This is a genomic window from Caulobacter sp. GW821-FHT10E02 (assembly GCF_059415225.1).
This window is the reverse complement of the sequence record NZ_JBWKMV010000004.1, coordinates 13,142-35,031: the sequence shown is the minus strand read 5'-3', so window position 1 is coordinate 35,031 and position 21,890 is coordinate 13,142. Positions and strand designations below refer to the sequence as shown.

The 21,890-nt window shown below is 67.7% G+C and carries 23 protein-coding genes; 5 read left to right on the top strand and 18 right to left on the bottom strand.

All coding sequences use genetic code 11. The annotated features are described in order from the left end of the window. Positions 1-6 precede the first annotated feature (6 nt). The 3 genes from cydB to AC07NI_RS19965 all read left to right on the top strand — a co-directional run bounded on the left by cydB (position 7) and on the right by AC07NI_RS19965 (position 2,002). Positions 7-1,158: a cytochrome d ubiquinol oxidase subunit II gene (gene cydB / locus AC07NI_RS19975; protein ID WP_494622358.1), complete on the top strand. Its 1,152-nt coding sequence runs from the start codon at positions 7-9 to the stop codon at positions 1,156-1,158. 12 nt (positions 1,159-1,170) lie between these two features. Beyond that, positions 1,171-1,293, top strand: a complete 123-nt coding sequence (gene cydX, locus AC07NI_RS19970) for a cytochrome bd-I oxidase subunit CydX (RefSeq protein ID WP_494622356.1) — start codon at positions 1,171-1,173, stop codon at positions 1,291-1,293. 256 nt (positions 1,294-1,549) lie between these two features. Next, positions 1,550-2,002, top strand: coding sequence for a chemotaxis protein CheW (locus AC07NI_RS19965; protein WP_454714141.1), 453 nt, complete (start codon positions 1,550-1,552; stop codon positions 2,000-2,002). Positions 2,003-2,076: 74 nt separating this feature from the next. On the opposite strand, the gene AC07NI_RS19960 is transcribed toward AC07NI_RS19965, so the two are convergent. From AC07NI_RS19960 to tet, 16 genes are all read right to left on the bottom strand, one after another. Further along, the gene (locus AC07NI_RS19960; RefSeq protein WP_494622354.1) at positions 2,077-2,553 is read right to left on the bottom strand and encodes an ASCH/PUA domain-containing protein; all 477 of its coding nucleotides are present in this window, start codon (positions 2,551-2,553) and stop codon (positions 2,077-2,079) included. Positions 2,554-2,663: 110 nt separating this feature from the next. After that, positions 2,664-3,341, bottom strand: a complete 678-nt coding sequence (gene yihA / locus AC07NI_RS19955; RefSeq protein WP_494622352.1) for a ribosome biogenesis GTP-binding protein YihA/YsxC — start codon at positions 3,339-3,341, stop codon at positions 2,664-2,666. After that, the gene (gene yidC / locus AC07NI_RS19950; protein WP_494622351.1) at positions 3,341-5,197 is read right to left on the bottom strand and encodes a membrane protein insertase YidC; all 1,857 of its coding nucleotides are present in this window, start codon (positions 5,195-5,197) and stop codon (positions 3,341-3,343) included. Before yidC ends, yihA begins: the two co-directional genes overlap by 1 nt. Positions 5,198-5,204: 7 nt before the next feature. Further along, positions 5,205-5,657, bottom strand: a complete 453-nt coding sequence (gene rnpA, locus AC07NI_RS19945; RefSeq protein ID WP_494622349.1) for a ribonuclease P protein component — start codon at positions 5,655-5,657, stop codon at positions 5,205-5,207. A gap of 93 nt (positions 5,658-5,750) precedes the next feature. Beyond that, positions 5,751-5,885 carry a 50S ribosomal protein L34 gene (gene rpmH / locus AC07NI_RS19940; protein ID WP_012284717.1) on the bottom strand — a complete coding sequence of 45 codons (135 nt, stop codon included), beginning with the start codon at positions 5,883-5,885 and terminating at the stop codon, positions 5,751-5,753. A gap of 297 nt (positions 5,886-6,182) precedes the next feature. Next, a complete protein-coding gene (locus AC07NI_RS19935) occupies positions 6,183-7,160 on the bottom strand; it encodes an NADPH:quinone oxidoreductase family protein (protein ID WP_494622346.1) in 978 nt (325 codons plus the stop codon). Then, the gene (locus tag AC07NI_RS19930; RefSeq protein WP_494622344.1) at positions 7,160-8,206 is read right to left on the bottom strand and encodes an alpha/beta hydrolase; all 1,047 of its coding nucleotides are present in this window, start codon (positions 8,204-8,206) and stop codon (positions 7,160-7,162) included. Before AC07NI_RS19930 ends, AC07NI_RS19935 begins: the two co-directional genes overlap by 1 nt. Before the next feature lie 40 nt (positions 8,207-8,246). Continuing rightward, positions 8,247-8,882, bottom strand: coding sequence for a TetR/AcrR family transcriptional regulator (locus tag AC07NI_RS19925; RefSeq protein WP_494622342.1), 636 nt, complete (start codon positions 8,880-8,882; stop codon positions 8,247-8,249). A gap of 52 nt (positions 8,883-8,934) precedes the next feature. Then, positions 8,935-10,359 carry a flavin-containing monooxygenase gene (locus tag AC07NI_RS19920; protein ID WP_494622340.1) on the bottom strand — a complete coding sequence of 475 codons (1,425 nt, stop codon included), beginning with the start codon at positions 10,357-10,359 and terminating at the stop codon, positions 8,935-8,937. A gap of 98 nt (positions 10,360-10,457) precedes the next feature. Beyond that, positions 10,458-10,706, bottom strand: a complete 249-nt coding sequence (locus tag AC07NI_RS19915; RefSeq protein WP_494622338.1) for a DUF2164 domain-containing protein — start codon at positions 10,704-10,706, stop codon at positions 10,458-10,460. Between the two features lie 9 nt (positions 10,707-10,715). After that, the gene (locus tag AC07NI_RS19910) at positions 10,716-12,098 is read right to left on the bottom strand and encodes a flavin-containing monooxygenase (protein ID WP_494622336.1); all 1,383 of its coding nucleotides are present in this window, start codon (positions 12,096-12,098) and stop codon (positions 10,716-10,718) included. A gap of 117 nt (positions 12,099-12,215) precedes the next feature. Further along, the gene (locus AC07NI_RS19905) at positions 12,216-12,362 is read right to left on the bottom strand and encodes a hypothetical protein (RefSeq protein WP_494622334.1); all 147 of its coding nucleotides are present in this window, start codon (positions 12,360-12,362) and stop codon (positions 12,216-12,218) included. A 52-nt stretch (positions 12,363-12,414) separates the two neighbouring features. After that, on the bottom strand, positions 12,415-12,723 hold the full coding sequence (locus AC07NI_RS19900; RefSeq protein WP_494622332.1) for a hypothetical protein: 309 nt from the start codon (positions 12,721-12,723) through the stop codon (positions 12,415-12,417). A gap of 57 nt (positions 12,724-12,780) precedes the next feature. After that, positions 12,781-13,098 carry a hypothetical protein gene (locus AC07NI_RS19895; RefSeq protein ID WP_494622330.1) on the bottom strand — a complete coding sequence of 106 codons (318 nt, stop codon included), beginning with the start codon at positions 13,096-13,098 and terminating at the stop codon, positions 12,781-12,783. Between the two features lie 170 nt (positions 13,099-13,268). Then, a complete protein-coding gene (locus AC07NI_RS19890; RefSeq protein WP_494622328.1) occupies positions 13,269-14,720 on the bottom strand; it encodes a carotenoid oxygenase family protein in 1,452 nt (483 codons plus the stop codon). Positions 14,721-14,759: 39 nt separating this feature from the next. Continuing rightward, positions 14,760-15,971, bottom strand: a complete 1,212-nt coding sequence (tet, locus tag AC07NI_RS19885; protein WP_494622326.1) for a Tet(A)/Tet(B)/Tet(C) family tetracycline efflux MFS transporter — start codon at positions 15,969-15,971, stop codon at positions 14,760-14,762. 82 nt (positions 15,972-16,053) lie between these two features. On the opposite strand from tet, the gene tetR reads away from it, so the two are divergent. Further along, positions 16,054-16,677, top strand: a complete 624-nt coding sequence (gene tetR, locus AC07NI_RS19880; RefSeq protein WP_494622324.1) for a tetracycline resistance transcriptional repressor TetR — start codon at positions 16,054-16,056, stop codon at positions 16,675-16,677. On the opposite strand, the gene AC07NI_RS19875 is transcribed toward tetR, so the two are convergent. Beyond that, entirely contained in the window at positions 16,661-17,989 is a 1,329-nt protein-coding gene (locus AC07NI_RS19875) for a PQQ-dependent sugar dehydrogenase (protein ID WP_494622322.1), read from the bottom strand. The two genes, tetR and AC07NI_RS19875, sit on opposite strands and share 17 nt — an antisense overlap. Positions 17,990-18,130: 141 nt before the next feature. On the opposite strand from AC07NI_RS19875, the gene AC07NI_RS19870 reads away from it, so the two are divergent. Further along, a complete protein-coding gene (locus AC07NI_RS19870; protein ID WP_494622320.1) occupies positions 18,131-18,733 on the top strand; it encodes an arylesterase in 603 nt (200 codons plus the stop codon). A gap of 68 nt (positions 18,734-18,801) precedes the next feature. Here AC07NI_RS19870 and AC07NI_RS19865 read toward each other — a convergent pair whose 3' ends face one another. Continuing rightward, complete coding sequence (locus AC07NI_RS19865; protein ID WP_494622318.1) at positions 18,802-21,885, bottom strand: efflux RND transporter permease subunit; 3,084 nt, start codon at positions 21,883-21,885, stop codon at positions 18,802-18,804. Positions 21,886-21,890 lie beyond the last annotated feature (5 nt).

Sequence of the window (21,890 nt, the reverse complement as noted above, 5' to 3'; positions counted from 1 at the left end):
AGAACGATGGAACTCCCAATCGACTACGCCACCCTTCGCGTCCTCTGGTGGGCCCTGATCGGCATCATCCTGATCGCCTTCACCCTGACCGACGGCTTCGACATGGGCGTGGGGACCCTGCTGCCCTTCGTCGCCAAGGACGACGCCGAACGCCGCATGGTCATCAACACCGTCGGCCCGACCTGGGAAGGCAACCAGGTGTGGTTCATCGTCGGCGGGGCGGGGCTGTTCGCGGCCTGGCCGTTCGCCTACGCCATCAGCTTCTCGGGCTTCTATCTGGCCATGTTCGTGGTGCTGGCCGCCATGATCCTGCGGCCGGTCAGCTTCAAGTACCGCTCCAAGCGGCCGAGCGCGAAGTGGCGGGCGTTCTGGGACTGGGGCCTGTTCATCGGCGGCTTCGTGCCGGTGCTGGTGTTCGGCGTGGCCATGGGCAATGTGCTGCAAGGCGCGCCCTTCCGCCTGGATAGCGACCTGCGGTCCTTCTACGAGGGCGCCTTCATCGGCCTGTTCTCGCCATTCGCCCTGCTGTGCGGCCTGCTGTCGGTGTCGATGCTGGTCCTGCACGGCGCGGCCTGGTTGACGGTCAAGGCCGAGGACGGCCCGGTCGTCGAGCGCGCCCGCCGCATCGGCGAGATCGCGGGCCTGGCTAGCATCGTGCTGTTCGCGGCCGGCGGCTTCTGGGTGGCGTTCGGGGGGCTCGGCTTCCGGATCGAAGGCCTGGCCGACGCGGCTGGCCCCTCCAACCCGCTGCGCGGCGCTGCCGCCGTGCGGGCTCCGGGCGCCTGGCTGGACAACTATGGCCGCCACGGCTGGATGATGATCGCGCCGATCATGGGCTTCGTCGGCGCGGCGCTGGCTCTCTACGGCATGCGGTTCAACAAGGCTTGGGCGGCGTTCGGCGGCTCGTCTGCCTCGGCGGTGGGCATCGTCGCCACCGTGGGCCTGTCGATGTTCCCGTTCATCCTGCCCAGCAGCTTCGACCCGCGCTCCAGCCTGACGGTTTGGAACGCCTCGTCGACCCACCTGACGCTGTTCGTCATGCTGATCGTGACGTCGGTCTTCCTGCCGCTGATCCTGATCTACACGAGCTGGGTCTACAAAGTCCTCTGGGGCCGCAGCACGACCGGCGCCCTCACCACCAACCCCGACCTGTACTGAGGAGAACGACCCATGTGGTACTTCACCTGGATCCTGGGCCTGGGCCTGGCCGTCGCCTTCGGCGTGCTGAACGGCATCTGGTACGAGTTCAACCTCTCCGACGAGGGCGACGAGGGCCTGTCGGAAGAGCATTAGCAACCAAATCTGTCATCCCGGCCAAGCGCGAAGCGCGCCGAGCCGGGACCGCCGGAAGCTCTGAGCCTGTGGCGGTCCCGGCTCTCCGCTTCGCTGCGGCCGGGATGACAGTTTTTTCGGCCCGCGACATTGCACCGCGCCCCTTCGTGCTCAGCCTTAACGGTTGTTAAAGGCCATTCGGGCTCTTCTGGCATCCAGCCACGGAAGCGCGTCGAACACGCCGCTTCGGGCCACCATTCGACCCGGGGATACCGCCATGACCGACAACACCGCGCCCGCGCTGGAACTGATCTCGTTCTGCATCGGCGAGCAGGAATTCTGCATCGACGTGAAGACGGTCCGCGAAATCCGCGGCTGGACCCCGGCCACCCCGATCCCGCACGCCCCGGCCTATATGCGCGGCGTCATCAACCTGCGCGGCGCGATCATGCCGGTCATCGACCTGCGCAACCGCCTGGGCCTGGGCGTCACCATCCCCGAGACCCGCCACGTCATCGTGGTCGTCGAGTGCCAGGACCGCCTGGCCGGCATCCTGGTCGACGCCGTGTCGGAAACCTTCACCGTGCCGCGCGACAGCCTGCAGCCGGCCCCGGACGTCGGCGTGGAAGAGCTGCGCTACATCCAGGCCATCATCTCGATGGAAAACCGCCTGATCACCTATCTGCGCATGGACGACGTGTTCCCGACGGTGATCCGCGAAGCCGCCTAAGCGTCTTATCCAGGTCAAAGAAAAGGCCGCCGAGGGCAACCTCGGCGGCCTTTTCTGTGTCTGCTGCTCGGGGATCAGCTCTTGCGGACGATCCGGGCGGCGGCGGCGTGGAAGCCGGCTTCGGCGGCGGCCAGGTCGGCCACGGCGCCGTGGCGGTCGCTGGCGACGCTCATATTGCTCTTGGTGTAGCTCTCCGAGACCTTGCGGGCTTCTTGGGCGCGCAGGGCGGCGTTGGAGGCGGCGGTCTCGTGCCATTCGGCCAGGCTGTCGACGGTGACCTCGGCGGCGGCGTCCGGATGCGGGGCCACTTCACCGAAGCCGATGGCCACGAAGCCGTGGATGACGCCGTAGTCCTCTTCCGACAGCAGGAAGGTGATCTGGCGCTCTTCGGTCTGGCCGGTATAGGCGTCCTCTTCCGGGTCGAACTCGCGCAGCACCAGGATGTCGCCGACCTTGAACTCGCGGTCGTTGCGACGGATCTCGAAGCGCTTCTGGCCCGAGCGCACGGCGGCGAAATATTTGGGCCAGGTCTTGAGTTCGTGGCGGGTCATGGGCGGCGGACTTTTTCTACGGAAACGGGAAGGCGGGGGTTCTGGCGATGGAACCCTAGCTTGAGGTTAATGGCGATCGAAAGGCTGTGGATGGCTCCACGGCCAGGTTCTTATTCGTCGATGCAGAGCCGGACGATCTCGGCCCGCAGCTCGGGCATGCCCAGGCCCTTCTCGGACGAGGTGGCCAGCACGCGCGGGAAGGCGGCGGCGCGCTTGGCGATGGCCTTCTGGGTCTCGGCGACGACCTTGTCGACCTCGTGCGGCTTGATCTTGTCGGCCTTGGTCAGGACGATCTGGTACGAGACCGCCGCCGTATCCAGGGCGTCCAGCGCCTCCAGGTCGACCTTCTTGAGGCCATGGCGGGCGTCGATCAGCACGTAGACGCGCTTGAGGTTCGGGCGGCCGCGCAGATAGGCCCGGCCCAGGTCCTGGAACTTGTCGGCGATCGAGCGCGAGACGCGGGCGAAGCCGTAGCCGGGCAAGTCGACCAGGCGCACCTGCTCGGCCAGCAGGAAGAAGTTGATCTCCCGCGTGCGGCCCGGCTCGTTCGAGGCGCGGGCCAGGTACTTCTGCCCCACCAGGCCGTTGATCAGGCTGGACTTGCCGACGTTGGAGCGGCCGGCGAAGGCCACTTCCGGCAGGTCGGGCGCGGGCATGAGGTCCATGCGCACCGCGCCCATCATGAACGCGACGGGTTGGGCGAAGAACACCCGCGCCGTCTCGATCTGTTCCTCGGTGAAGTCGGCCGCGCCTGGGAGGATGGCGGGAAGGTTGGGTTCTTCGCTCATCAGGTGGCGTTAGCAGGTTTGCCCTGGATGCGGGCGATGATCTTGTCGATCGGGTTCTCGACCTTGTAGCGGCGCATGATGATGTACTGCTGGATGATGGTCAGGATGTTGGACCAGCACCAGTAGATCACCAGACCCACGGCGAACTGCGACAGGGTGAAGGTGAAGACGATCGGGAACAGCTGGAAGATCCGCTGTTGCATCGGGTCGCCCGCCGGCGGGTTCATCGCCGTGGTCAGCCACATGGTGAAGCCGTACAGCAGCGGCCAGACGCCGATGTGCAGGGTGGTCGACAGGAAGGCGCCGATCAGCGGGGCGTGGGCCGGATCCCAGGGGATCGCGCCGAACAGGTTGAAGATCGTCGTCGGATCGCGCGAGGACAGGTCGTGGATCCAGCCGAAGAACGGCGCGTGGCGCATTTCGATGGTGACGGTCAGCACCTTGTACAGCGAGTAGAAGACCGGGATCTGCACCAGCATGGGCAGGCAGCCCATCATCGGGTTGATCTTCTCCTTGGCGTACAGGGCCATCATCTCCTGCTGCTGTTTCGCAGGATCGTCCTTGTGCTTGGCCTTCAGCTTCTCGACCTCGGGGGAGATCTTCTTGATCTTGGCCATGCTCTCATAGCTCTTGTCCGCCATCGGATAGAGGATGAGCTTGAGCAGGACGGTCAGGGCCATGATGGCCAGACCGAAGTTGCCGACCAGCTTGTAGAAGATCTCCAGGATGTTGAAGATCGGGCGCGTGAAGAAGCGGAACATACCCCAGTCGACGGCGTCGTCGAAGCGCGGGATTTCGCTCTTGGCGCTGCTCCAGAACTCCCAGATGGCCGGCGGGGTCGTCGCGCCGTACTCGTACTTGCGCAGCAGCGGCACGGTCTTGGCGCCGGCGAACAGGCGGGTCTTCTGGATCAGGGTCGCGCCCGGGTTCAGGGCTTGGGTCGGGCCAACGATGTTGACGTCATAGATGTCGGTGCCCGACGCCTGCGTGACGCGGTACTGCGCCTTGATGGTCTGGTCCTGGTTGGGGATCAGGGCCGCCAGCCAGTACTTGTCGGTGATGCCGGCCCAGCCGCCGACCGAGTCGAAGGTCTCGAGCGGCTTGTCCTTCTTCCACTTGCCGTACTTGGACAGCTTCAGCTCGTGGTCCTTGCCCGCGCCCAGCACGCCGATGGCGCCCTCGTGGACGATCTGGGTCTTGCCCAGGTGATCGGTGATGCCCTGGCGCTGGACGGTGGCGTAGGGGGCCAGCTGGAAGGCGCTGGTGCCGTTGTTCTTGACGCTGTCGGTGACGGTGAACATCGCCTGGTCGTCCACGCCGATCAGACGGGTGAAGGTCAGGCCCAGGCCGTTGTCATAGGTCAGGGTGACGGGCGAGTTGGGACGCAGCACCTGGCCCGGCGCGGCGGTCCAGACGGTGCGGCTGTCGGGCAGGCCCGGCAGGTTGGCGCCGGCCCAGCCGAAATCGGCGAACCAGGCGTGCTCTGCCCCTTCCGGACGGAAGAGTTCGACCGGCGGCGAGTTCTTGTCGATGGTCTCGGCGTACTTGCGCAGGAACAGGTCGTCGATGCGGCCGCCCTTCAGGGCGATCGAGCCCGACAGGGCCGGGGTGTCGACCACGATGCGCGGGCTCTGGGCCTTGGCGGCGTCGCGCGACAGGCGCAGCGGGGCCGGATTGCCGTTGGCGTCCAGGGTCACGCCCGGCGTGGCCTTGGCCTGGATCTCGGCGGCCTTCTTGGCGCGGGCCTCGATCTCGGCGCGCTTCTGCTGCGGACCCAGGATGAAGAACTGGTACCCGATCAGGATCACGAACGCGCTGACGATGAACATCAGCGTGTTTTTGTTGTCGTTCTGCATGGAGCGCTTAACCGGAAACTGTGGGATCGGGTTGTTGGGAAGAGGCGGCTTCAGACGATTGGCCGGGGCGACGTTGGGGAACCTTGGCTCCGCCGCGATCGTACTCGGCGGCGAGGCTTATCAGCGCGGTTTTGACGTCGTCAAGCAAACGCCCCCATTCGCGCACGGTGGTTCCTCCGCGCGCTATGAACACATAGTCGTGCGAAGGGCGCGCATGAAGGGGTAGCACCAGCCGGGCGGCCTCCCGCAGGCGGCGCTTGGCGCGGTTGCGATCGACGGCCCCGCCGATCTTCTTGGTGGCCGTGAAGCCGACCCGGACGGTGGGGTCTTCGTCGTCAGGCCGCTTGCGCATCTGGATGAAGACCGCGCCGCGCGACAGGGCCGGGGCCTTGGCCGCCAGCAGGAAGTCGGGGCGCTTGCGCAGCCGCTCGAACTTCAAGGTTGTCTGGACCTCAGACATGAAAAAAGCCGCCTTTCCGGCGAGAACCTGAAAACAGGTCTGTGGGAAAGGCGGCTTTGATCATGGTCTCGCCTCCCGAAGGAGGAAGAACAATTAGGCGGTCAGGCGCTTGCGGCCCTTGGCGCGGCGACGCGCGACGATCTTTTGACCGTTCTTGGTGGCCATACGCGCGCGGTAGCCGTGACGGCGGGCACGCACGAGCTTCGACGGCTGGAAGGTGCGCTTCACGACGTGGCTCCGAAATGCATAAACGTTGGACGCGAGGCCAAGGGCTCCGCGAGTGAGGGGCGGTGGATAAAAGAACGGGCGAGGGATGTCAACCTGAGTCGGTTCAGAGGGTTAGGAAGTTTGCTCCGCCCCCTTCTCGCGAACTCCCTATACCCGTTTCCCCGGCGAACGCCGGGGCCCAGATTCATCCGGAGCGGTTTGGGATGATCCGGGATGCGTTCCTGTCCGCCCGTCCAGCGCCCGTGGGTTCGATCTGGACCCCGGCGTTCGCCGGGGAGAACGGAGGAGGGGGATGGCTCAGGGCGTAATCACGGCCTTCCCCACCACCTTCCGCTCGCTCAGCAGCTCGAACGCCTCCCGCCACCGCTCCAGCGGCAGCTCGGCATGCACATGCGGCCGGATCGTTCCCTCATCCGCCATCCGCCAGATCGCCTCGCCGTTCTCGCGGCCCTTCTCCGGAAACTGCCGGCCGTATTCCCCCGCCCGCACACCCATGACCGAGAAGCCCTTGATCAGCGGCATGTTGACCGAGACGTTCGGGATGCGGCCCGAGGTGAAGCCGATGACCAGCAGCCGGCCGTCGAAGGCGATGCAGCGGACGCTCTCGTCGAACACGTCGCCGCCCACGGGGTCGTAGATGACGTCGGCCCCACGGCCGCCGGTGATGGCCTTCACCTGCTCACGGAAGCCGTTGGTGACGTTGACCACCGCATCGGGGGCGTAGAGCGCCTGCACCGCCGCCAGCTTGTCGTCGGAGGCGGAAGCCGCGATCACCCGCGCGCCCAGCGCCTTGGCCAGATCCACCGCCGCCAGGCCCACGCCGCCGGCTGCGCCATGGATCAGCACCCACTGGCCAGGCTCGACCCGCGCGCGGCGGACCAAGGCGACATAGGCCGTAAGATAGGCCGCGCCATAGGCGGCGGCTTCGGCGAAGGACAGCCGCGTGGACTTGGGCTTCAAGGCCTCGGCCGACAACACCGCATACTCCGCGAACCCGCCCAGCCGCGCCCCGCCGACCACGGCGTCGCCGACCTTCAGGCTGGTCACGCCCTCACCGAGCGCGGCGACCTCGCCGGCGATGTCGAGGCCCGGCGTGAAGGGCAGGGGCGGTTTGAACTGGTACTCGCCGCGCGTCATCAGCAGGTCGGGGAAGTTGACGCTGGCCGCGCGGACGCGGACCAGCACCTCGCCGGGGCCAGGCTGCGGCGTCGGGACCTCGCGGACCGCGCAGCCGGCGAAGTCCGGCGCGAGGTCCTCGACGACGAGGGCGCGCATCAGGCCGTCCGCTGATCGAACGCCTGCCGCACCAGCCCCGCGATCTCGCGGCACGCCCCGTCGGCCGCCGGGATCGCGCCCGTGAAGGCCGTGAACCCGTGCGCCAGGCTGTCGTAGCAGCGATAGAGCACCGGCACGCCGGCCGCCTGCAGGCGCTTGGCGTAGCCCTCGCCCTGGTCGACCAGCGGGTCGAAGCCGGCGGTGGCGATGACGGCTGGGGCCAGGCCGCTCAAGTCTGCGGTCTTGTCCGGCGACAGGCGCGGATCGGCCGGGTCGGCGTCGGCGCCCATATAGTGGCCCATGAACCAGTCCATGGTCGCGCGGGTCAGCGGATAGGCGTCGGCATAGGTGGTCATCGAGGCTGTCTCGCTGGCCACGTCCACGGCGGGATAGATCAGCAGCTGGAGCGCCGGCTGCGGCTCGCCCTTGCGCTGCATCTCCTGGGCGATGATGGCGGCGAAGTTGCCGCCCATGCTGTCGCCGCCGATGGCCGGCGGGACCGCCGCCGCGCCGAAGCGCGGAGCGTTCTCGCGCGCCCAGCGATAGGCGGCCAGCACGTCCTCCAGCCCGGCCGGGAACTTGTGGTCCGGGGCCAGGCGGTAGTCGACCGAGATCACCGCCGTGCGGGCGATGCGGGCCAGGATCGAACAGAAGGCGTGGCAGGTCTCAAGGTCCCCGATCACCCCGCCGCCCATGTGGGCGTAGACGATCAGAGGCGCTGAACTGTCCTGGCTCTCGGGCCGATAGGCGCGGGCCGGGATCGGGCCGTTCGGGCCTTCGATCGACAGGCTCTCGGTGCGCACGCCCGGCTCCAGCGGCCCCTGGACGGCGGCCAGGCCCTTGGCGCTGCCGGCGACGGCCTCGGCGGGCAACACGCTGCTCATCGGCGGCATCTTCTTGGCCGCGTGGGCGAAGAACTGGAAGCGGGGGTCCAGGGTGCGGCCGCCCTTGTAGACGACCCCGCCGCCCGACATGGCCCGCAGGACCGGGCTGGGCAGCGACAGGATCAGCTTCAGGATGGTCTTCTGGGCGGCGTCCGAGGCCATTTAAAACTCCCCACTCTCTGCGTTCTTGTTGTTGTCGTTCTTACAGTCTTGGCAGTGCCGGCAGCCCACCGAGGATCAGCTTGACCGCGAAGTCCGCCGCGCTCTGGGTGTCCACCGGCCGCCGCTCCAGCATCTTGTCGCCGATCTCGCGGGCCACGGCGATGCAGGCGGTGGTCAGGTAGTCGAGGTCGACGGGCGGGGCATGGGTCTGCTCCAGCACCCGGGCGAAGGCTTGGCGGACCTCGTCGAACACGGCGGTGACCTCGGGCGTGGGACGAGCGTGCGGAATCTGCTCGCCCGGCGGCCGGTTGATGCGCCAGCTCTCCTGCTCGGTGGCCACGAAGTTGAAATAGGCCAGGATCGCGCCGCGCACGAAGCTCTCGAAGTCGGTCGCCTTCTCGGACTCGGCGCGCAGGAGCGGCCGGAAGCGCCGCGCGCCGTCGTCGGCCAGGGCGTCGAACACCTCCTCCTTGGACTTGTAGTAGTTGTAGAAGGTGCCCGAGGCCAAACCCGTGCGGCGGATGATGTCGCGCACCGTGGCGGCGTCGTAGCCCAGCTCGCCGAACACCTCGCGCGCGGCGTCCAGGATCGCCTGGCGGTTAGCGGTCTTGGTGCGTTCCCGCTTGCCCGGCCGCTGGTCGATATGGGGCTTGGGGAAGTAGGCGATGTTCGACATGGACCGCGACTCAGGAGCGGGACGTTCGTGACGCCCCGTCACGATCACAGCCTTACTCCGCGGCAACACGCAAGACTTTCGCCGCTCGCGGTTGAATCGGCAGCGGGTTTCCGGCGGCTTTGGCCCGCTTCACACCGCGCTTGAGCTCCTTGCGCAGATCAAAGGCGTACTCCCCGCAATTGATCTGGATGGTGTGCCGGGCCGAGGCGACATAGTGCGACTTCACCCCCTGGTGCATGGCGTCGCGCTCGCGGGCCATGGTCGCCGGATCGGGTATCGCATAGCGGCCGGTCAGGTAGGCGGCGATCAGCTTCGACTGCTCCTCGGCGATCGGCATCATGGCGCACAGCGGCTGGACCAGGGCGACCATGAACAGGTTGTCGAAGCGCGGGTCGATCATCCGCTTCCACAGGGCGATGTCGTTGTCGGGCGCGTCGATGGTCAGCTTGTCGAAGAACGGGAAGGTGATCTTGTAGCCGGTGCACCAGATCACCGCGTCGGCCTCGACGGATGAGCCGTCCTTGAAGAACACCTGCTTGCCGTCGAACCGCTCGATGTCGGGCTTGATGGTCACGTCGCCCGAGCCGATGCGGTTGTAGAGCTCGTGGCTGATGGCCGGGTGGGAGGCGCCGAAGTCGTGGTCGGGCTTCGGCAGACCGTGGTCCTCGGGACGGCCGTGCACGGCGGCGATCTTCTTCTCGATGGCCTTGGCGACCATCTTGCCGGGCAGCAGGCGCGCCATCAGCGGCGGGTCTTGGCTCGGGTGGTTGTTGAAGAAGTCCAGCACGTCGGAGCCGAAATAGCGCGGCACCACCCAGTAGCCGCGGCGGACCGACAGATAGACCCCGTCTGTATTTTCGCGCCGGCCCAGCTCGCAGGCTAGGTCCAGCGCCGAATTGCCGAAGCCGACGATCACCACCTTCTTGCCGCGCAGGTCGTGGGGCGTGGCGGGGTCGATATAGTAGTGGCTGTGCATCTCCAGCCCGTCGAACTTGCCGGGCGGCTTGGGCTCGGGCCAGCGCGGGTCCCAGTGGTGGCCGTTGGCGACGCAGAGGGCGTCGTAGAGCCGCTTCTCGCCGGTCTCCAGGGTGATCTCCCACAGGCCGTCCTCGCGCCGCTTGGCCCAGGTCACCGCGCACTGGAAGGTGATCCGGTCGCGGAAGCCGAAGTGGTCGACATAACTGTCGAAGTACGTGGCGATGTGGCTGTGGTGCGGATAGTCCGGATAGTCGGCCGGCATCGGGAAGTCCGAATAGGCCATCTTGTCCCGGCTGGTGTTGATGTGCAGCGAGCGGTAGGCGCTGCTCATGCCGTTGGTGTTCTGGAACACCCAGTTGCCGCCGACCCGGTCCGAGGCCTCGAAGCAGTCGAACGGGATACCGGCTTCGTGCAGTTGCTTGCAGGTGGCGATGCCCGAAGAGCCCGCGCCGATGACGCAGACCTTGGGCAAGGCGAAGGCGGCGGAGCCATCGGCCATCGAGCTTCCTCCCGTCGCCTGCCGTGGCAGGGCGACTTATCGTTGTTCACCGATGATGAACCCGTTGGGAGGGGCGTCAATGTTGACGCTGGGGGAGGTCAGGACTTGATCGGCTGCTCGATCTCGTAGACCGCCTCCAGCACCGCCTCGAACTTGGTCCGGAACAGCTCCTGCGCGTCCTGGAGGCCCTGGTTGTAGTAGTGCGGGCCCAGCCGTTCGCTGATGAAGTCCAGCAGGAACTCGGCGTCGAAGCCCTTCACCTCCAGGTCCAGCTCGGTCCGCAGATAGTCGGACAGAGCGCCGGCCAGCTGCGTGCGGGTGGCCTTGTCGAAGGTGATCTTGGGCATCGGGAACTCTCAACTGGCCAGCAGCGGCTCCGTCTTGATCTCAGCCAGGGCGGCGACTGGCAACCGTCCGCCGGCCGCTTTCGCCCGCGCTTCGCCCTTGGCGATCTCCTTCTTCAGGTCGGCGCAGTAGACGTTGAAGTCGACCTGGATCGTGTGGCGAGCGGAGTCGTAGAACTGCCCCGTGTGGCGCTCCTCGTCCTTGGCGGTGATCCGGATCATCTCGGCCTCGCTCGGCGGCGCGTACTTCCCCGCCAGATAGGCCGCCGCCAGCTTGGCCTGCTGCTCGGCGAAGTTCACCAGGGTCGGCAGGGGCTGGGCCAGGCCCATGAAGAAGAGGTTCGGCACGCCCGGCTTCATCATCCGCTTGAACAGCGGCAGGCGGTGGTCGGCGTCGGGCAGCAGGGCCGGGTCGTCGAAGAACGGGAAGCTGATCTTGTAGCCGGTCGCGAAGACGATGGCGTCGACGTCCTCGACGGTGTCGTCGGCGAAGCGCACGCGCTTGCCCTCCAGCGCCTTGATCGCCGGCTTGAACTTGATGTCGCCGCAGCCGGCGCGGGTCAGGAACTCGCCCGAGACCGACGGGTGGGCCTCCAGCGGCTCGTGGTCGGGCTTGGGCAGGCCGTAGTCCTCCATCTTGCCGATGGTCTTCTTGATCACCGAGCGGGCGAGGGACAGGCCAAGCTTGCGCGGCATCCAGGCCGGCATGGCGGATTTGTCGGCCGGCTTGCCGTTCAGGTACTTGGGGAACACCCACACCCCGCGCCGGGCCGAGACCCACAGGTTTTTCGCGATCGGCCGCTGCGAGAGCTCGCTGGCGATGTCCATGGCCGAGTTGCCCATGCCGACCACCACGACGTTCTTGCCGCGCATGTCGACGGGATCGAACGGGTCGGAATAGGCGTGGGCGTGGAAGGCCGGGCCGTCGAACTCGCCCGGATACTCCGGCACGCGCGGGTCCCAGTGGTGGCCGTTGCAGACGAACAGCACGTCGTAGAGCCGCGTCTCGCCGGTCGACAGCGTCACCGACCACAGGCCCTCGTCGGTGCGCCTGGCGCTTTCGACCCGCGTGTTGAAGGTGATCGTCTCGCGCAGGCCGAAGTGGTCGACATAGTCCTTGAAGTACTGGAACAGCTGCGCGTGGTGCGGGAAGTCCGGCCAGTCCTTCGGCACGGGGAAGTCCTCGAACGCCAGCCGCCACTTGCTGGTGTCGATATGCAGGCTCTCGTAGCAGGCCGACATGCCGTTGGGGTTCTTGAAGTACCAGTTGCCGCCGATCTCGTCGGACATCTCGAAGCAGTCGTAGGGGACACCGTAGTCCTTCAGCCGCTTGATCGTGGTGAAGCCGCTGCAGCCCGCGCCGATGACGCAGGCCTTCGGGAGCTTGAGCGACATTCCACCCTCCTGACTTATCGTTGTTCAGGAGCGTATCAGCGTTATCCGGACCGGCAAGCGGACCTTAGGTCAGCGGAAAGCGCCCGCCCCTCGCGGGACGGGCGCTCCGGCTTCAGCCTAGCAGCAGGGGCCGCCGTTGCAGCAGGCCGCGCCCAGGGCGCAGCAGGCTTCGACCGCCTTGTGGACGGCGTCCGGGGCGGCGGCATAGGCGGCGGTGGCCGAGGCGAGCAGCGTCAGCGCCGCGATCGAGAAGATGCGTTTCATGATGAAATTCCGATTTTCAGGTTGATGTGTTGGTAGCCTGGAAATGCGGGTTTCAGCGGGGAGGTGGCGGCTCCGGCGTGATGTCGCGGCCGATCAGGCGCGGGATGGGCGCCTGTTCCGGGACCGGGGTCTCGAGCCGCACGGGCTCGGCCAGGGTCTCGGCCGGGGTGGGAATCGCGACGCAGGCGACGGCGCAGGCCTGCGGGCACATCGACTTGTCGAGGTCCTGGCACGGCGCGTCGGGGCAGCAGTCCATCGGCATGGCCATGGCCGGGGCGAGCGGCGCGACGACCAGCAGGACCGCCGCCAGCAGGGACAGCAGTCGGGCCAGGAAACGCGGACGGAACGCCGGGGCGGTCATGCAGTCACGATAGCCGCGCGGGCGTCGGCGGCAAGCTTGGCCGGCTACTTAGGGAGCTCAGCGGAAGCGGGGCGCGGTCCAGGTGGCGGTGCAGGAGGCAGAGCACTGGGCGAACAGGCTGCCGCAGCTGCCGTCGTCATTGTCGACGCTACAGAAGTAGAGCTGCTTGCTGCACGCGGCCCGGCACTGGCCGGCGTCGCCGCCGGGGCGCTGGGAGGCCAGCGGGACCAGCGGGGGCAGGACGTAGCTCTGGGTGTCGATCGGGGTTTGCGCGACGACCACCGGCTTGGGCTTGGCCACGACCTTGGCCGCCGGGGCGGCGAGGGCCGGGCCGGTGACGGCCAGGGTCAGCAGGACGAGCAGGGCGCGGCGCATGGGGGGATCATGCGCGAACAGGGTAAAGGGCCGATTAACCATGTTTCCCCTTCTCCCCTTGCGGGAGAAGGTGGCGGCGAAGCCGACGGATGAGGGGTTTCTCGGCGGCGCCGTGCAACCCCTCACCCGACCCACTTCGTGGGCCACCCTCTCCCGCAAGGGGAGAGGGGTTATTTGGTCAGCATCTCCCGCCCGGCCCAGACGCTGTGCGTCCCGCTGCTGAGCTTGTGCGGCAAGGCCACCCGACACACGATCTTGAAGCTCTTCGCATCGACGATCGCGCACTCGGAGGTCCCGCGGTTCTCGTCGATCAGGAAGCTCACCAGATATCCGTCGTCCTCGTCCACCGCCCCGACGCGCGGCGCGAACGGGGCCTCGCTGGCGTAGACGCCTTCGGGCAAGGCGATCTCCCAGCTCTCGCCCGTCTCCAGGTCGTGCTTCACGAAGCCGTTGAACAGGAACCAGCCCGGCTTGGACGTCGTCGAATAGGCGTAGCGGTACGGCTTGCCGGCGTATTTCTGGTTGAACATGCCGAACTCCAGCACCCGTTCGTCCAGGTGCTTCTCGGTCGTCTCGCCGGTCTTCAGGTTGAAGCGCCAGCGGTGCAGCTTGGAGCGGAAGCTGTGCTCGTCCAGATAGGCCATCAGGTGGTTGTGGCCGTCCGGCGCGGTCTCCAGCGGGCGCGGGATTGGGTTCTCCTGGAAGTAGCCGTCCAGCACCACCTCGTCGCCGTCCTCGTACGCATTCAGCCAGTGCAGCACATAAGTCGGCGCGGCCTCGAACCAGCGCGGCTCGCCGCCCTCGCGTGGCACCAAAGCAAAACGCGACGGCAGGCCCTTGTGCAGGCGCACGGCGTGGATGCCCTTGGCCATCAGGTCCTGGTCCCAGAACACCGGCAGGTCGTTGAGGATCGCGTACTTGGACGAGAAGGCCATGTCGTGCGGCAGGCGCGGACCCGGGAGGGGCACGCCCTGATAGACGCCGCGCTTGCCGTCCGCGCCGACCACGCCGTAGTGCATGTAGGGCCAGGTCTTGGAGTAGTTGAAGAACATCAGCTCGCCCGTGGCCTCGTCGACCTTGGGGTGGGCCGAGACGCCTTCCAGCGGGGCCCAGGACGCGACGCCCAGGTTCTCCAGGGTCAGGGGATCCAGCCGATAGGCCTCGCCGCACTGGTAGAAGGTGGCGATGGCCTCGCCGTTGTGGACAACGATGTCGGTGCTGGCGGTGTCCTTCAGGCCCCCATGAGCGCCGAAGCCGGGCAGCTTGGAGGTCCCCGGACCGTCCATCAGCCCGCCCCATAGACCCTCGCCGGCTTCCTGCTCAGCCTCGAAACACCGTGTACGGATGAAGCGGTTGCGGTAGGTCGCTTCCCCGCCCCGGAACTCGATCTGGCAGACCATGCCGTCGCCGTCGAACGGGTGGTAGCGGCCGACCGGGTCGTGCACCGGGTTCTCGGTGTTGCGCAGATAGACGCCGTCCAGGTCGGCCGGAATGGCGCCTTCCAGCACCTCCAGGTCCCAGGCGTTGACCTCCTCGTGCAGCGGCGTCCAGGCGCCGGTCATGTACGGGTGGTTGGTCGGCGACAGCGAGGTCCGCACCTTGGGCAGGCGATCGACTTTCATGGGCGGCTCCTCCTTAGTTGCGGAGGACCCTAGATCTAGTCAGTCCTGTTGTGCAAGTTTCCCCTTAGGGCCACGCAGCAGGATCGGCAGGCAGATCAGGCCCAGCACCGCGCCGACCGTCCAGACCAGGCCCGGGAACACGCCTCGGCTGGCGAAATAGACCTGGGCGATGACCACCGGACCGATCACCGAGGCCAGGCTCGCCAGGCTGGCCATCACGCCCTGCAGCCGGCCCTGCTGGTCCTCGCCGACCTGGGCCGACAGCAGCGAGGCGATGGCCGCGTGGCCGATGCCGCCCAGGCAGAAGAAGGGCAGCAGCGCGAAGGCCATCCAGCCCTTGCTGGCCAGGGCGATGGCGACATAGGCGAAGGCGTCGCAGACGATGGCGATGGCCAGGGTCTTGCGCTCGCCGAAGCGCTCGGCGACCGGTCCGGCGACGAAAGCTTGCGAGAGCGCCGTGAACACCCCGAACCCGGCCAGCGAGAAGCCGATGGTCCACGGATCCCAGTGGAACTTGTCCTCGCCGTACAGCACCCAGATCGTGCCGCCGACCTCGCCGACGATGGCCAGGATGACGAAGGCGGCCATCAGCGGCAGCAGGGCGGGGAAGGCCGTCGCCCAGCGCAGCGAGGCGAACGGGTTGAACGCCGCGCGATCGAATGGCTTGGCGCGGGCCTCGGCCAGGGTCTTGTGCGACTCCGGCAGGATGAAGACGGCCATCAGGAAGTTGACGCCGTTCAGCGCGGCGGCCGCCAGGAACGGTGCGCGGGTCCAGACCTCGCCGAGAAAGCCGCCCATCACGGGTCCGAGGATGAAGCCGACGCCGAACATGGCGCTGAACAGGCCGAAACGGCGGGTGCGCTGCGCCTCTGGCGTGATGTCGGCGATATAGGCCTGGGCGACGGCCATATTGGCCCCGGTGATGCCGGCGATGGCGCGGCCAACGAACAGCCAGGCCAGGCTCGGCGCCAGCGCCATGAACACATAGTCGATCGCCGCCCCGGCCAGCGAGACCAGCAGCACCGGCCGGCGGCCCAGCTTGTCGCTCAGCGCGCCCAGCACCGGGGCGCACAGGAACTGCATCAGGGCGTAGAGGCCCAGGAAGGCCCCGAACCGCCAGCCGAGATCCCCGGTGTGTCCGACCTCGCGCAGCAGGCTGGGGATGATCGGCATGACCAGGCCGATGCCGACGGCGTCCAGCATCACGGTGCCGAGGATCAGGGGAAAGGCGAGTTCGGTGCGGCTTTTCATAAAATTTATCATCGATAAAGTTCCTTATCGGCGATAAAGTCCGGATCGGCCGCGAGGTCAAGATGATTCAGATAGGAACTCCATGAAGGTCGACCGCCAGCGCATTCTCGACACGGCGCTGGAGGTGCTGAACGAGGTCGGCATCGACGCCCTGTCGACCCGCGCCATCGCCCAGCGCCTGGGCGTGCAGCAGCCGGCCCTCTATTGGCACTTCAAGAGCAAGCGCGCCCTGCTGGACGCCATCAACGGCGAGATCCTGGCCCGGGCGCATGAGGCCCGTGTGCCGAGGGCCGGCGAGACCTGGCAGGACTTCGTGCGCCGCAACGGCCGCAGCTTCCGCACGGCGCTGCTCAGCTACCGCGACGGCGCGCGGGTCCATGCCGGCACCGAGGCCGATCCGGGAGACCTGAACCACGTCGAGACCCAGGCCGCCTTCCTGGTCGCCGCCGGCTTCACGCCCGGCCAGGCCATGCAGCTGTTCGTCGCCGTCGGCCGCTACGTGGTTGGCTGCGTGCTGGAAGAGCAGGCCTCGCCGATCGACGGCTCGATCGAACAGACCCAGCTGGACGAGGCGGCCAAGGCCTATCCGATCCTGTCGGAGGCCATCGCCTACTACCGGACGAGCGGCCACGAAGGCCTGTTCGAGCGCGGGCTGGACCTGATGGTGAAGGGCGCGGAGGTGGAGCTGGCTACTGCGCCGGGCTGACCCGCCAGACCGCATTGCCGACGTCGTCCGCCACCAGCAGCGCCCCCGACGCATCCACTGTCACGCCGACCGGACGCCCCTGCGCCTTGCCGTTTTCATCCAGGAACCCCGTCAGGAAGTCCTCGACCCCGCCGGCCGGCTTGCCGCCGGCGAACGGCACGAAGATCACCTTGTAGCCCGCTTGAGGGTTCCGGTTCCACGAGCCGTGCTGGCCCACGAAGGTCCCGCCCTGATAGTGGGCCGGGAAGCTCTTGCCGCTGTAGAAGGTCAGGCCCAGCGAGGCGGTGTGGGCGCCCAGGGCGTAGTCGGGGACGCTGGCGCGCTCGACGAGGTCGGGGCGGCGGTCCTTGTCCCTGACCCGCTTGTCGACGTGGCGGCCGTAGTAGCTGTAGGGCCAGCCGTAGAAGCCGCCCTCGCGCACCGAGGTCATGTAGTCGGGCACCAGGTCGTTGCCCAGCTCGTCGCGCTCGTTGACGCTGGTCCACAGCTCGCCATTGGCCGGGTTCCAGCCCATGCCGTTGGGATTGCGCAGGCCCGAGGCGAAGACGCGCGAGTAGCCGGTGGCCGGGTCGACCTGCAGGATGGCGGCGCGGTTGGTCTCGTTCTCCATGCCGTTCTCGCCGACATTGCTGTTGGAGCCGACCGTCGCGTACAGCAGCTTGCCGTCCGGGCTGGCGATGATGTTCTTGGTCCAGTGGTGGTTGATCGGTCCGCCCGGCAGGTCGGCGACCTTGCGCGGCGTGGCCCAGATGCGGGTCACCCCGGTGGTGTAGGGGAAGGCGACGATGGCGTCGGCATTGGCCACGTAGAGGGTGTCACCGACCAGGGCCATGCCGAACGGCGAATAGAGCCCGGTCAGGAACGGCGTCTTCATCTCGGCCACGCCGTCGTGGTCGGCGTCGCGCAGCAGGGTGATGCGGTTGGCGCTGGGCACGCCCGCGCCGGCCTTCTTCATGATGATCTTCTCGAAGAAGCCCTTGATGCCGTGCGACGGCTCCTTCTTGGGAGGGCCGTTGCTCTCGGCCACCAGCACGTCGCCGTTGGGCAGGACGAGCAGCCAGCGGGGGTGGTCCAGGCCTTGGGCGAACGGCTGCACGCGGAAGCCCGCCGGGGCGCGCGGCGTGACGCCGGCCGGCCAGCCGACGACCTCGGAGACCTTGACGGTCGGGATCAGCGACTTGCTGGGCTTGGGCAGCGCCGGATTGGCGCCGTAGCCGACGCTGCTGTTCTGCTGGCCGTTACTCTGGCCGCAGGCGGCGACGGCGGTCAGCGCCACGCACGTGATCAAGATTTCGCGAAACCGACGGTGCATAGGACGCTTCCCTCTTCAGCCTGCGTTCAACGTGCAGGCCCTTTGATCTGTTCTGGTTATTGATACGGTTCGGCGATGGTGAAGTTCCAGTCCACTCCTTTTGATCGACGCGCGCTGCTGGCCAGCCTTGTGGCGCTGCCCATGCTGGCGGCTTCGCGCAAGTCCAAGCCGGCGCCGAAGCCTGCCCCGCCGCCGCCTCCGCCGGTGGTGACGGTGCTGGGTGACTCGATCACGGCGGGCCTCGGCCTGGCGCAGGACCTCTCCATGCCCGCGCGGCTGCAGGCGGCGCTGGAGCGGATGGGCGCGCCGTCGCGGGTGCGGAACCTGGGCGTGCTGGGCGACACGAGCGCCAACGGCCTGGCCCGGGTCGATCGCGTGCCGGCCGAGAGCACGGTCTGCGTGGTGGCCCTGGGCGGCAACGACCTGCTGCTGGGCGTCGACCCGTCGATGACCAAGGCCAATCTGCGGGCCATCGTCCAACACCTGAAGTCCAAGAACATCCGCGTGGTGCTGGCCGGCGTGCGGGCCCCGGGCCTGCTGGGCGTCGACTACGCCCGCCGCTTCACCCAGCTCTATCCGGACCTGGCGCGGGAGCAGGGGGTGTTCTACGCGCCGGACTTTCTCACGGGGGTGATCGGCGTCGCACGCTACATGCAGCGGGACGGGATCCATCCCAATGCCGACGGCGCGCGGATCATCGCCGATCGTCTGGCGCCGGTGGTGGCGCAGGCGTTGAAGGCTTAGGCCCGGATACGAAAACGCCCTCCGCCGAGGTCCGGCGAAGGGCGTTCTGGTTCGATCCGGTTAGGACCCTACTCGGCGACGTGCGGCTTCTTCACCGCCACGTGGTGGTGGCCGCCGAAGATCCGGCCCATCAGGCGCTCCGAGCGGGTCTTCAGGCCGTCCATCAGCACGAAGACCACCGGGATGTAGAGCAGCGACAGCAGGGTCGAGGTGATCAGGCCGCCGATGACCGCGATGGCCATGGGAGCCCGGAACTCGACTTCCGCGCCCAGGCCGATGGCGGTGGGCAGCATGCCCGCGCCCATGGCCACGGTGGTCATCAGGATCGGCCGGGCCCGCTTGTGGGCCGCGTCGACGATGGCCGTGCGCTTGTCTACGCCGTGCTCCTGCATGGCCATGATCGCGTACTCGACCAGCAGGATCGAGTTCTTGGCCGCGATGCCCATCAGCATCAGGATGCCGATCAGGGTCGAGATCGAGAAGCTGGAGTGGGCCAGAACCAGCAGGCCGAAGGCGCCGCCGATGGCCAGCGGCAGGGCCACCATGATGGTGATCGGGTGGGCGAAGCTGCGGAACAGCAGCACCAGCACGACGTACATCAGCAGGATGCCGGTGATCAGCGCGCCCAGGAAGCCGCTGACCATCTCGGCGATGAACTCGGCGTCGCCGGCGGCCACTTCCTTGACGCCGGTCGGCAGGTTCTTGACCGAGGGCAGGGCGTGGACGCGCTTGGCCGCCTCGCCGACGACGATGCCGTCGAGTTCGGCGGTGATGGTGGCCACGCGCGAGCGGTCGCGGCGGTCGACCTGCGAGGGACCGGCGCCGAAGCGGACGTCGGCGACGGCGTTCAGCGGCACGGGGCCGTTGGCCGACGGCACCTGCAGGGTCTGCAGGACGGCGATGTCCTCGCGCGCGCCCTGGTCCAGGCGCAGGCGGATCGGCACCTGACGGTCACCGAGGTTGTACTTGGGCAGGTTCTGGTCGACGTCGCCGATGGTGGCCACGCGGACGGCTTGCGAGATGGCCCCGGCCGAGACGCCGGCGCGGGCGGCCTGGTCGGGCTTGGGCGTGACGACGATCTCGGGACGGGCGATCGAGGCGGTGTTGACCACGTGGGCCAGGCCCGGCACGGCGCGCATCTCGGCCTCGACCTTGCGGGCCGCGGCTTCGAGGGCTGGACCGTTGTCGCTGACCAGGCTGAGCGTATAGCTGCCGCCGTTCGACGGGCCGCCGCCGTTGTTGCTGCCCGCGCCGATGCGCGCGCCCGGGATCTGGGCGAACTGGTCGACCATCTGGCGGCTGAACGCCTGCTGGCTGATCCGCTCGCCCTTCTCGGTCAGGTCGGCGGTCACCGAGCCCTTGTTGACGGCGTTGTTGCTGCCGACCGAGGCGTAGACGCCGACCACTTCCTTGCGGGCCATCAGCGCCTTGGTGACGCGCTGCACGACGGCGTCGGTCTCGTCCAGGGTCGCGCCCGGCGGCAGCTCGATCGAGAACTGCGACCGGCCGCGGTCGGCCTGGGGTTGGAACTCGAACGGCAGGCGGGTGGCCAGGAACACCGAGATGATGAACATCGGGATGCCCATCGCCAGGACCTTCCAGCGATTGTTCAGGCCCCAGTTCAGGGCCTTCAGGTACGGACCCATCCACGCCGGGTCCTTGTCCTCATGCTTGGCGTCGGCCTTGAGCATGTAGGCGCCCATCAGCGGCGTCAGCAGGCGGGCGACCACCAGCGAGAACAGCACCGAGACGCAGGCGGCCAGGGCGAAGGCCTTGAAGAACTGGCCGATGATGCCCGGCATGAAGCCCACCGGTGCGAACACCGCCACGATGGTGAAGGTGGTGGCCACGACGGCGAGACCGATCTCGTCGGCCGCCTCCATGGCCGCCGCGTAGGGGCTTTTGCCGCCGCGCATGTGGCGGACGATGTTCTCGATCTCGACGATGGCGTCGTCGACGAGGATGCCGACGGTCAGCGACAGGGCCAGCAGGGTGACGCCGTTCAGCGACTCGCCCATCGGCGCCAGGACCGCGAAGGTCGGGAACAGCGACATCGGGATGGCCACGGCCGCCAGCAGGGTGGCGCGCCAGTCGCGCAGGAACAGCAGCACGACCAGCACCGCCAGGATGGCGCCGATGATCAGGGCCTCCATCGAGGCGATATAGCTCTCCTCGATGTATTTCACGTTCGAGGTGATCTCTTCGATCTGGACCTCGGGGTGTTCCTTGTCGAGCTTCTCGACGGCCTTGCGGACCTTCTCGGCGGTCTGCACTTCCGAGGCGCCGCGCGAGCGGATCATCGAGAAGGTGACGACTTCCTGGCCGTCATAGCGGGCGCGCGAGCGGGGCTCGGCCCAGTGGTCGTTGACCTGGCCGATGTCGGCCAGGCGCACGGTGCCGCCGCCGGTGACCGGCACGCGGGTCTCGCGCAGCTGCTCGACCGAACCGGCCGCGCCCAGGGTGCGGATGGCGCGCTCGGCGCCCGAGATGGTCACCCGGCCGCCGGGCAGGTCGGCGTTGGACGAGACCAGGGCCTGGCTGACGGCGGCGGCGGTGACGCCGCGCGCGGCCAGGCGATCGGGATCGAGAGCGACCTCGATCTCGCGGCTGACGCCGCCTCGGCGGTTGACCTCGCCGATGCCGCGGATGGCCAGCAGGGTGCGGGAAACGTCGTTGTCGACGAACCAGCTGCGCTGCTCGGGCGTCAGGGTCGGGGCCTTGACCACATAGGTGATCAAATCATCGCCCGAGATGTCGACGCGGGTGACGGTCGGCTCCTGCATGTCCTGGGGCAGTTCGCCCCGCAGGTTGGACATGGCGTTGCGCACGTCGTTGGTGACGCGCTCGTGGTCGACGCCCAGCTCGAACTCGATGACCGTGGTCGAGGCGCCGTCGACGACGGTGGAGTTGATGTGCCGGACCTGGCCCAGGCCCGCGATCGAGTCCTCGACCAGGCGGGTGACCTGGGTCTCGAGCTCGCTGGGCGCGGAGCCCGGACGCACGGCCGTGACCACGACGATCGGCAGGTCGACGTCGGGGTTGTTGTTGATCCGCATGCTCTTGAAGCCGGCGACGCCGGAGACGCAGAGCAGGATGAACAGCAGGATGACGGGGATCGGGTTCTTGATCGACCAGGACGAGATATTGCGCATGGGGG

Coding starts and splice junctions, on each gene's coding strand:
- AC07NI_RS19935 (WP_494622346.1), bottom strand. CDS start 7,160: ATGCGCGCCCTCGTCGTCGAGGACCTCGCGCCGGACTTCGCCGGCTGC.
- AC07NI_RS19915 (WP_494622338.1), bottom strand. CDS start 10,706: ATGCCCAAGATCACCTTCGACAAGGCCACCCGCACGCAGCTGGCCGGC.
- AC07NI_RS19925 (WP_494622342.1), bottom strand. CDS start 8,882: ATGTCGAACATCGCCTACTTCCCCAAGCCCCATATCGACCAGCGGCCG.
- AC07NI_RS19965 (WP_454714141.1), top strand. CDS start 1,550: ATGACCGACAACACCGCGCCCGCGCTGGAACTGATCTCGTTCTGCATC.
- tetR (WP_494622324.1), top strand. CDS start 16,054: ATGAAGGTCGACCGCCAGCGCATTCTCGACACGGCGCTGGAGGTGCTG.
- rnpA (WP_494622349.1), bottom strand. CDS start 5,657: ATGTCTGAGGTCCAGACAACCTTGAAGTTCGAGCGGCTGCGCAAGCGC.
- cydB (WP_494622358.1), top strand. CDS start 7: ATGGAACTCCCAATCGACTACGCCACCCTTCGCGTCCTCTGGTGGGCC.
- AC07NI_RS19875 (WP_494622322.1), bottom strand. CDS start 17,989: ATGCACCGTCGGTTTCGCGAAATCTTGATCACGTGCGTGGCGCTGACC.
- yidC (WP_494622351.1), bottom strand. CDS start 5,197: ATGCAGAACGACAACAAAAACACGCTGATGTTCATCGTCAGCGCGTTC.
- tet (WP_494622326.1), bottom strand. CDS start 15,971: ATGAAAAGCCGCACCGAACTCGCCTTTCCCCTGATCCTCGGCACCGTG.
- AC07NI_RS19930 (WP_494622344.1), bottom strand. CDS start 8,206: ATGGCCTCGGACGCCGCCCAGAAGACCATCCTGAAGCTGATCCTGTCG.
- AC07NI_RS19920 (WP_494622340.1), bottom strand. CDS start 10,359: ATGGCCGATGGCTCCGCCGCCTTCGCCTTGCCCAAGGTCTGCGTCATC.
- yihA (WP_494622352.1), bottom strand. CDS start 3,341: ATGAGCGAAGAACCCAACCTTCCCGCCATCCTCCCAGGCGCGGCCGAC.
- AC07NI_RS19870 (WP_494622320.1), top strand. CDS start 18,131: ATGCTGGCGGCTTCGCGCAAGTCCAAGCCGGCGCCGAAGCCTGCCCCG.
- AC07NI_RS19890 (WP_494622328.1), bottom strand. CDS start 14,720: ATGAAAGTCGATCGCCTGCCCAAGGTGCGGACCTCGCTGTCGCCGACC.
- AC07NI_RS19900 (WP_494622332.1), bottom strand. CDS start 12,723: ATGACCGCCCCGGCGTTCCGTCCGCGTTTCCTGGCCCGACTGCTGTCC.
- AC07NI_RS19865 (WP_494622318.1), bottom strand. CDS start 21,885: ATGCGCAATATCTCGTCCTGGTCGATCAAGAACCCGATCCCCGTCATC.
- AC07NI_RS19895 (WP_494622330.1), bottom strand. CDS start 13,098: ATGCGCCGCGCCCTGCTCGTCCTGCTGACCCTGGCCGTCACCGGCCCG.
- cydX (WP_494622356.1), top strand. CDS start 1,171: ATGTGGTACTTCACCTGGATCCTGGGCCTGGGCCTGGCCGTCGCCTTC.
- AC07NI_RS19910 (WP_494622336.1), bottom strand. CDS start 12,098: ATGTCGCTCAAGCTCCCGAAGGCCTGCGTCATCGGCGCGGGCTGCAGC.
- AC07NI_RS19960 (WP_494622354.1), bottom strand. CDS start 2,553: ATGACCCGCCACGAACTCAAGACCTGGCCCAAATATTTCGCCGCCGTG.
- AC07NI_RS19905 (WP_494622334.1), bottom strand. CDS start 12,362: ATGAAACGCATCTTCTCGATCGCGGCGCTGACGCTGCTCGCCTCGGCC.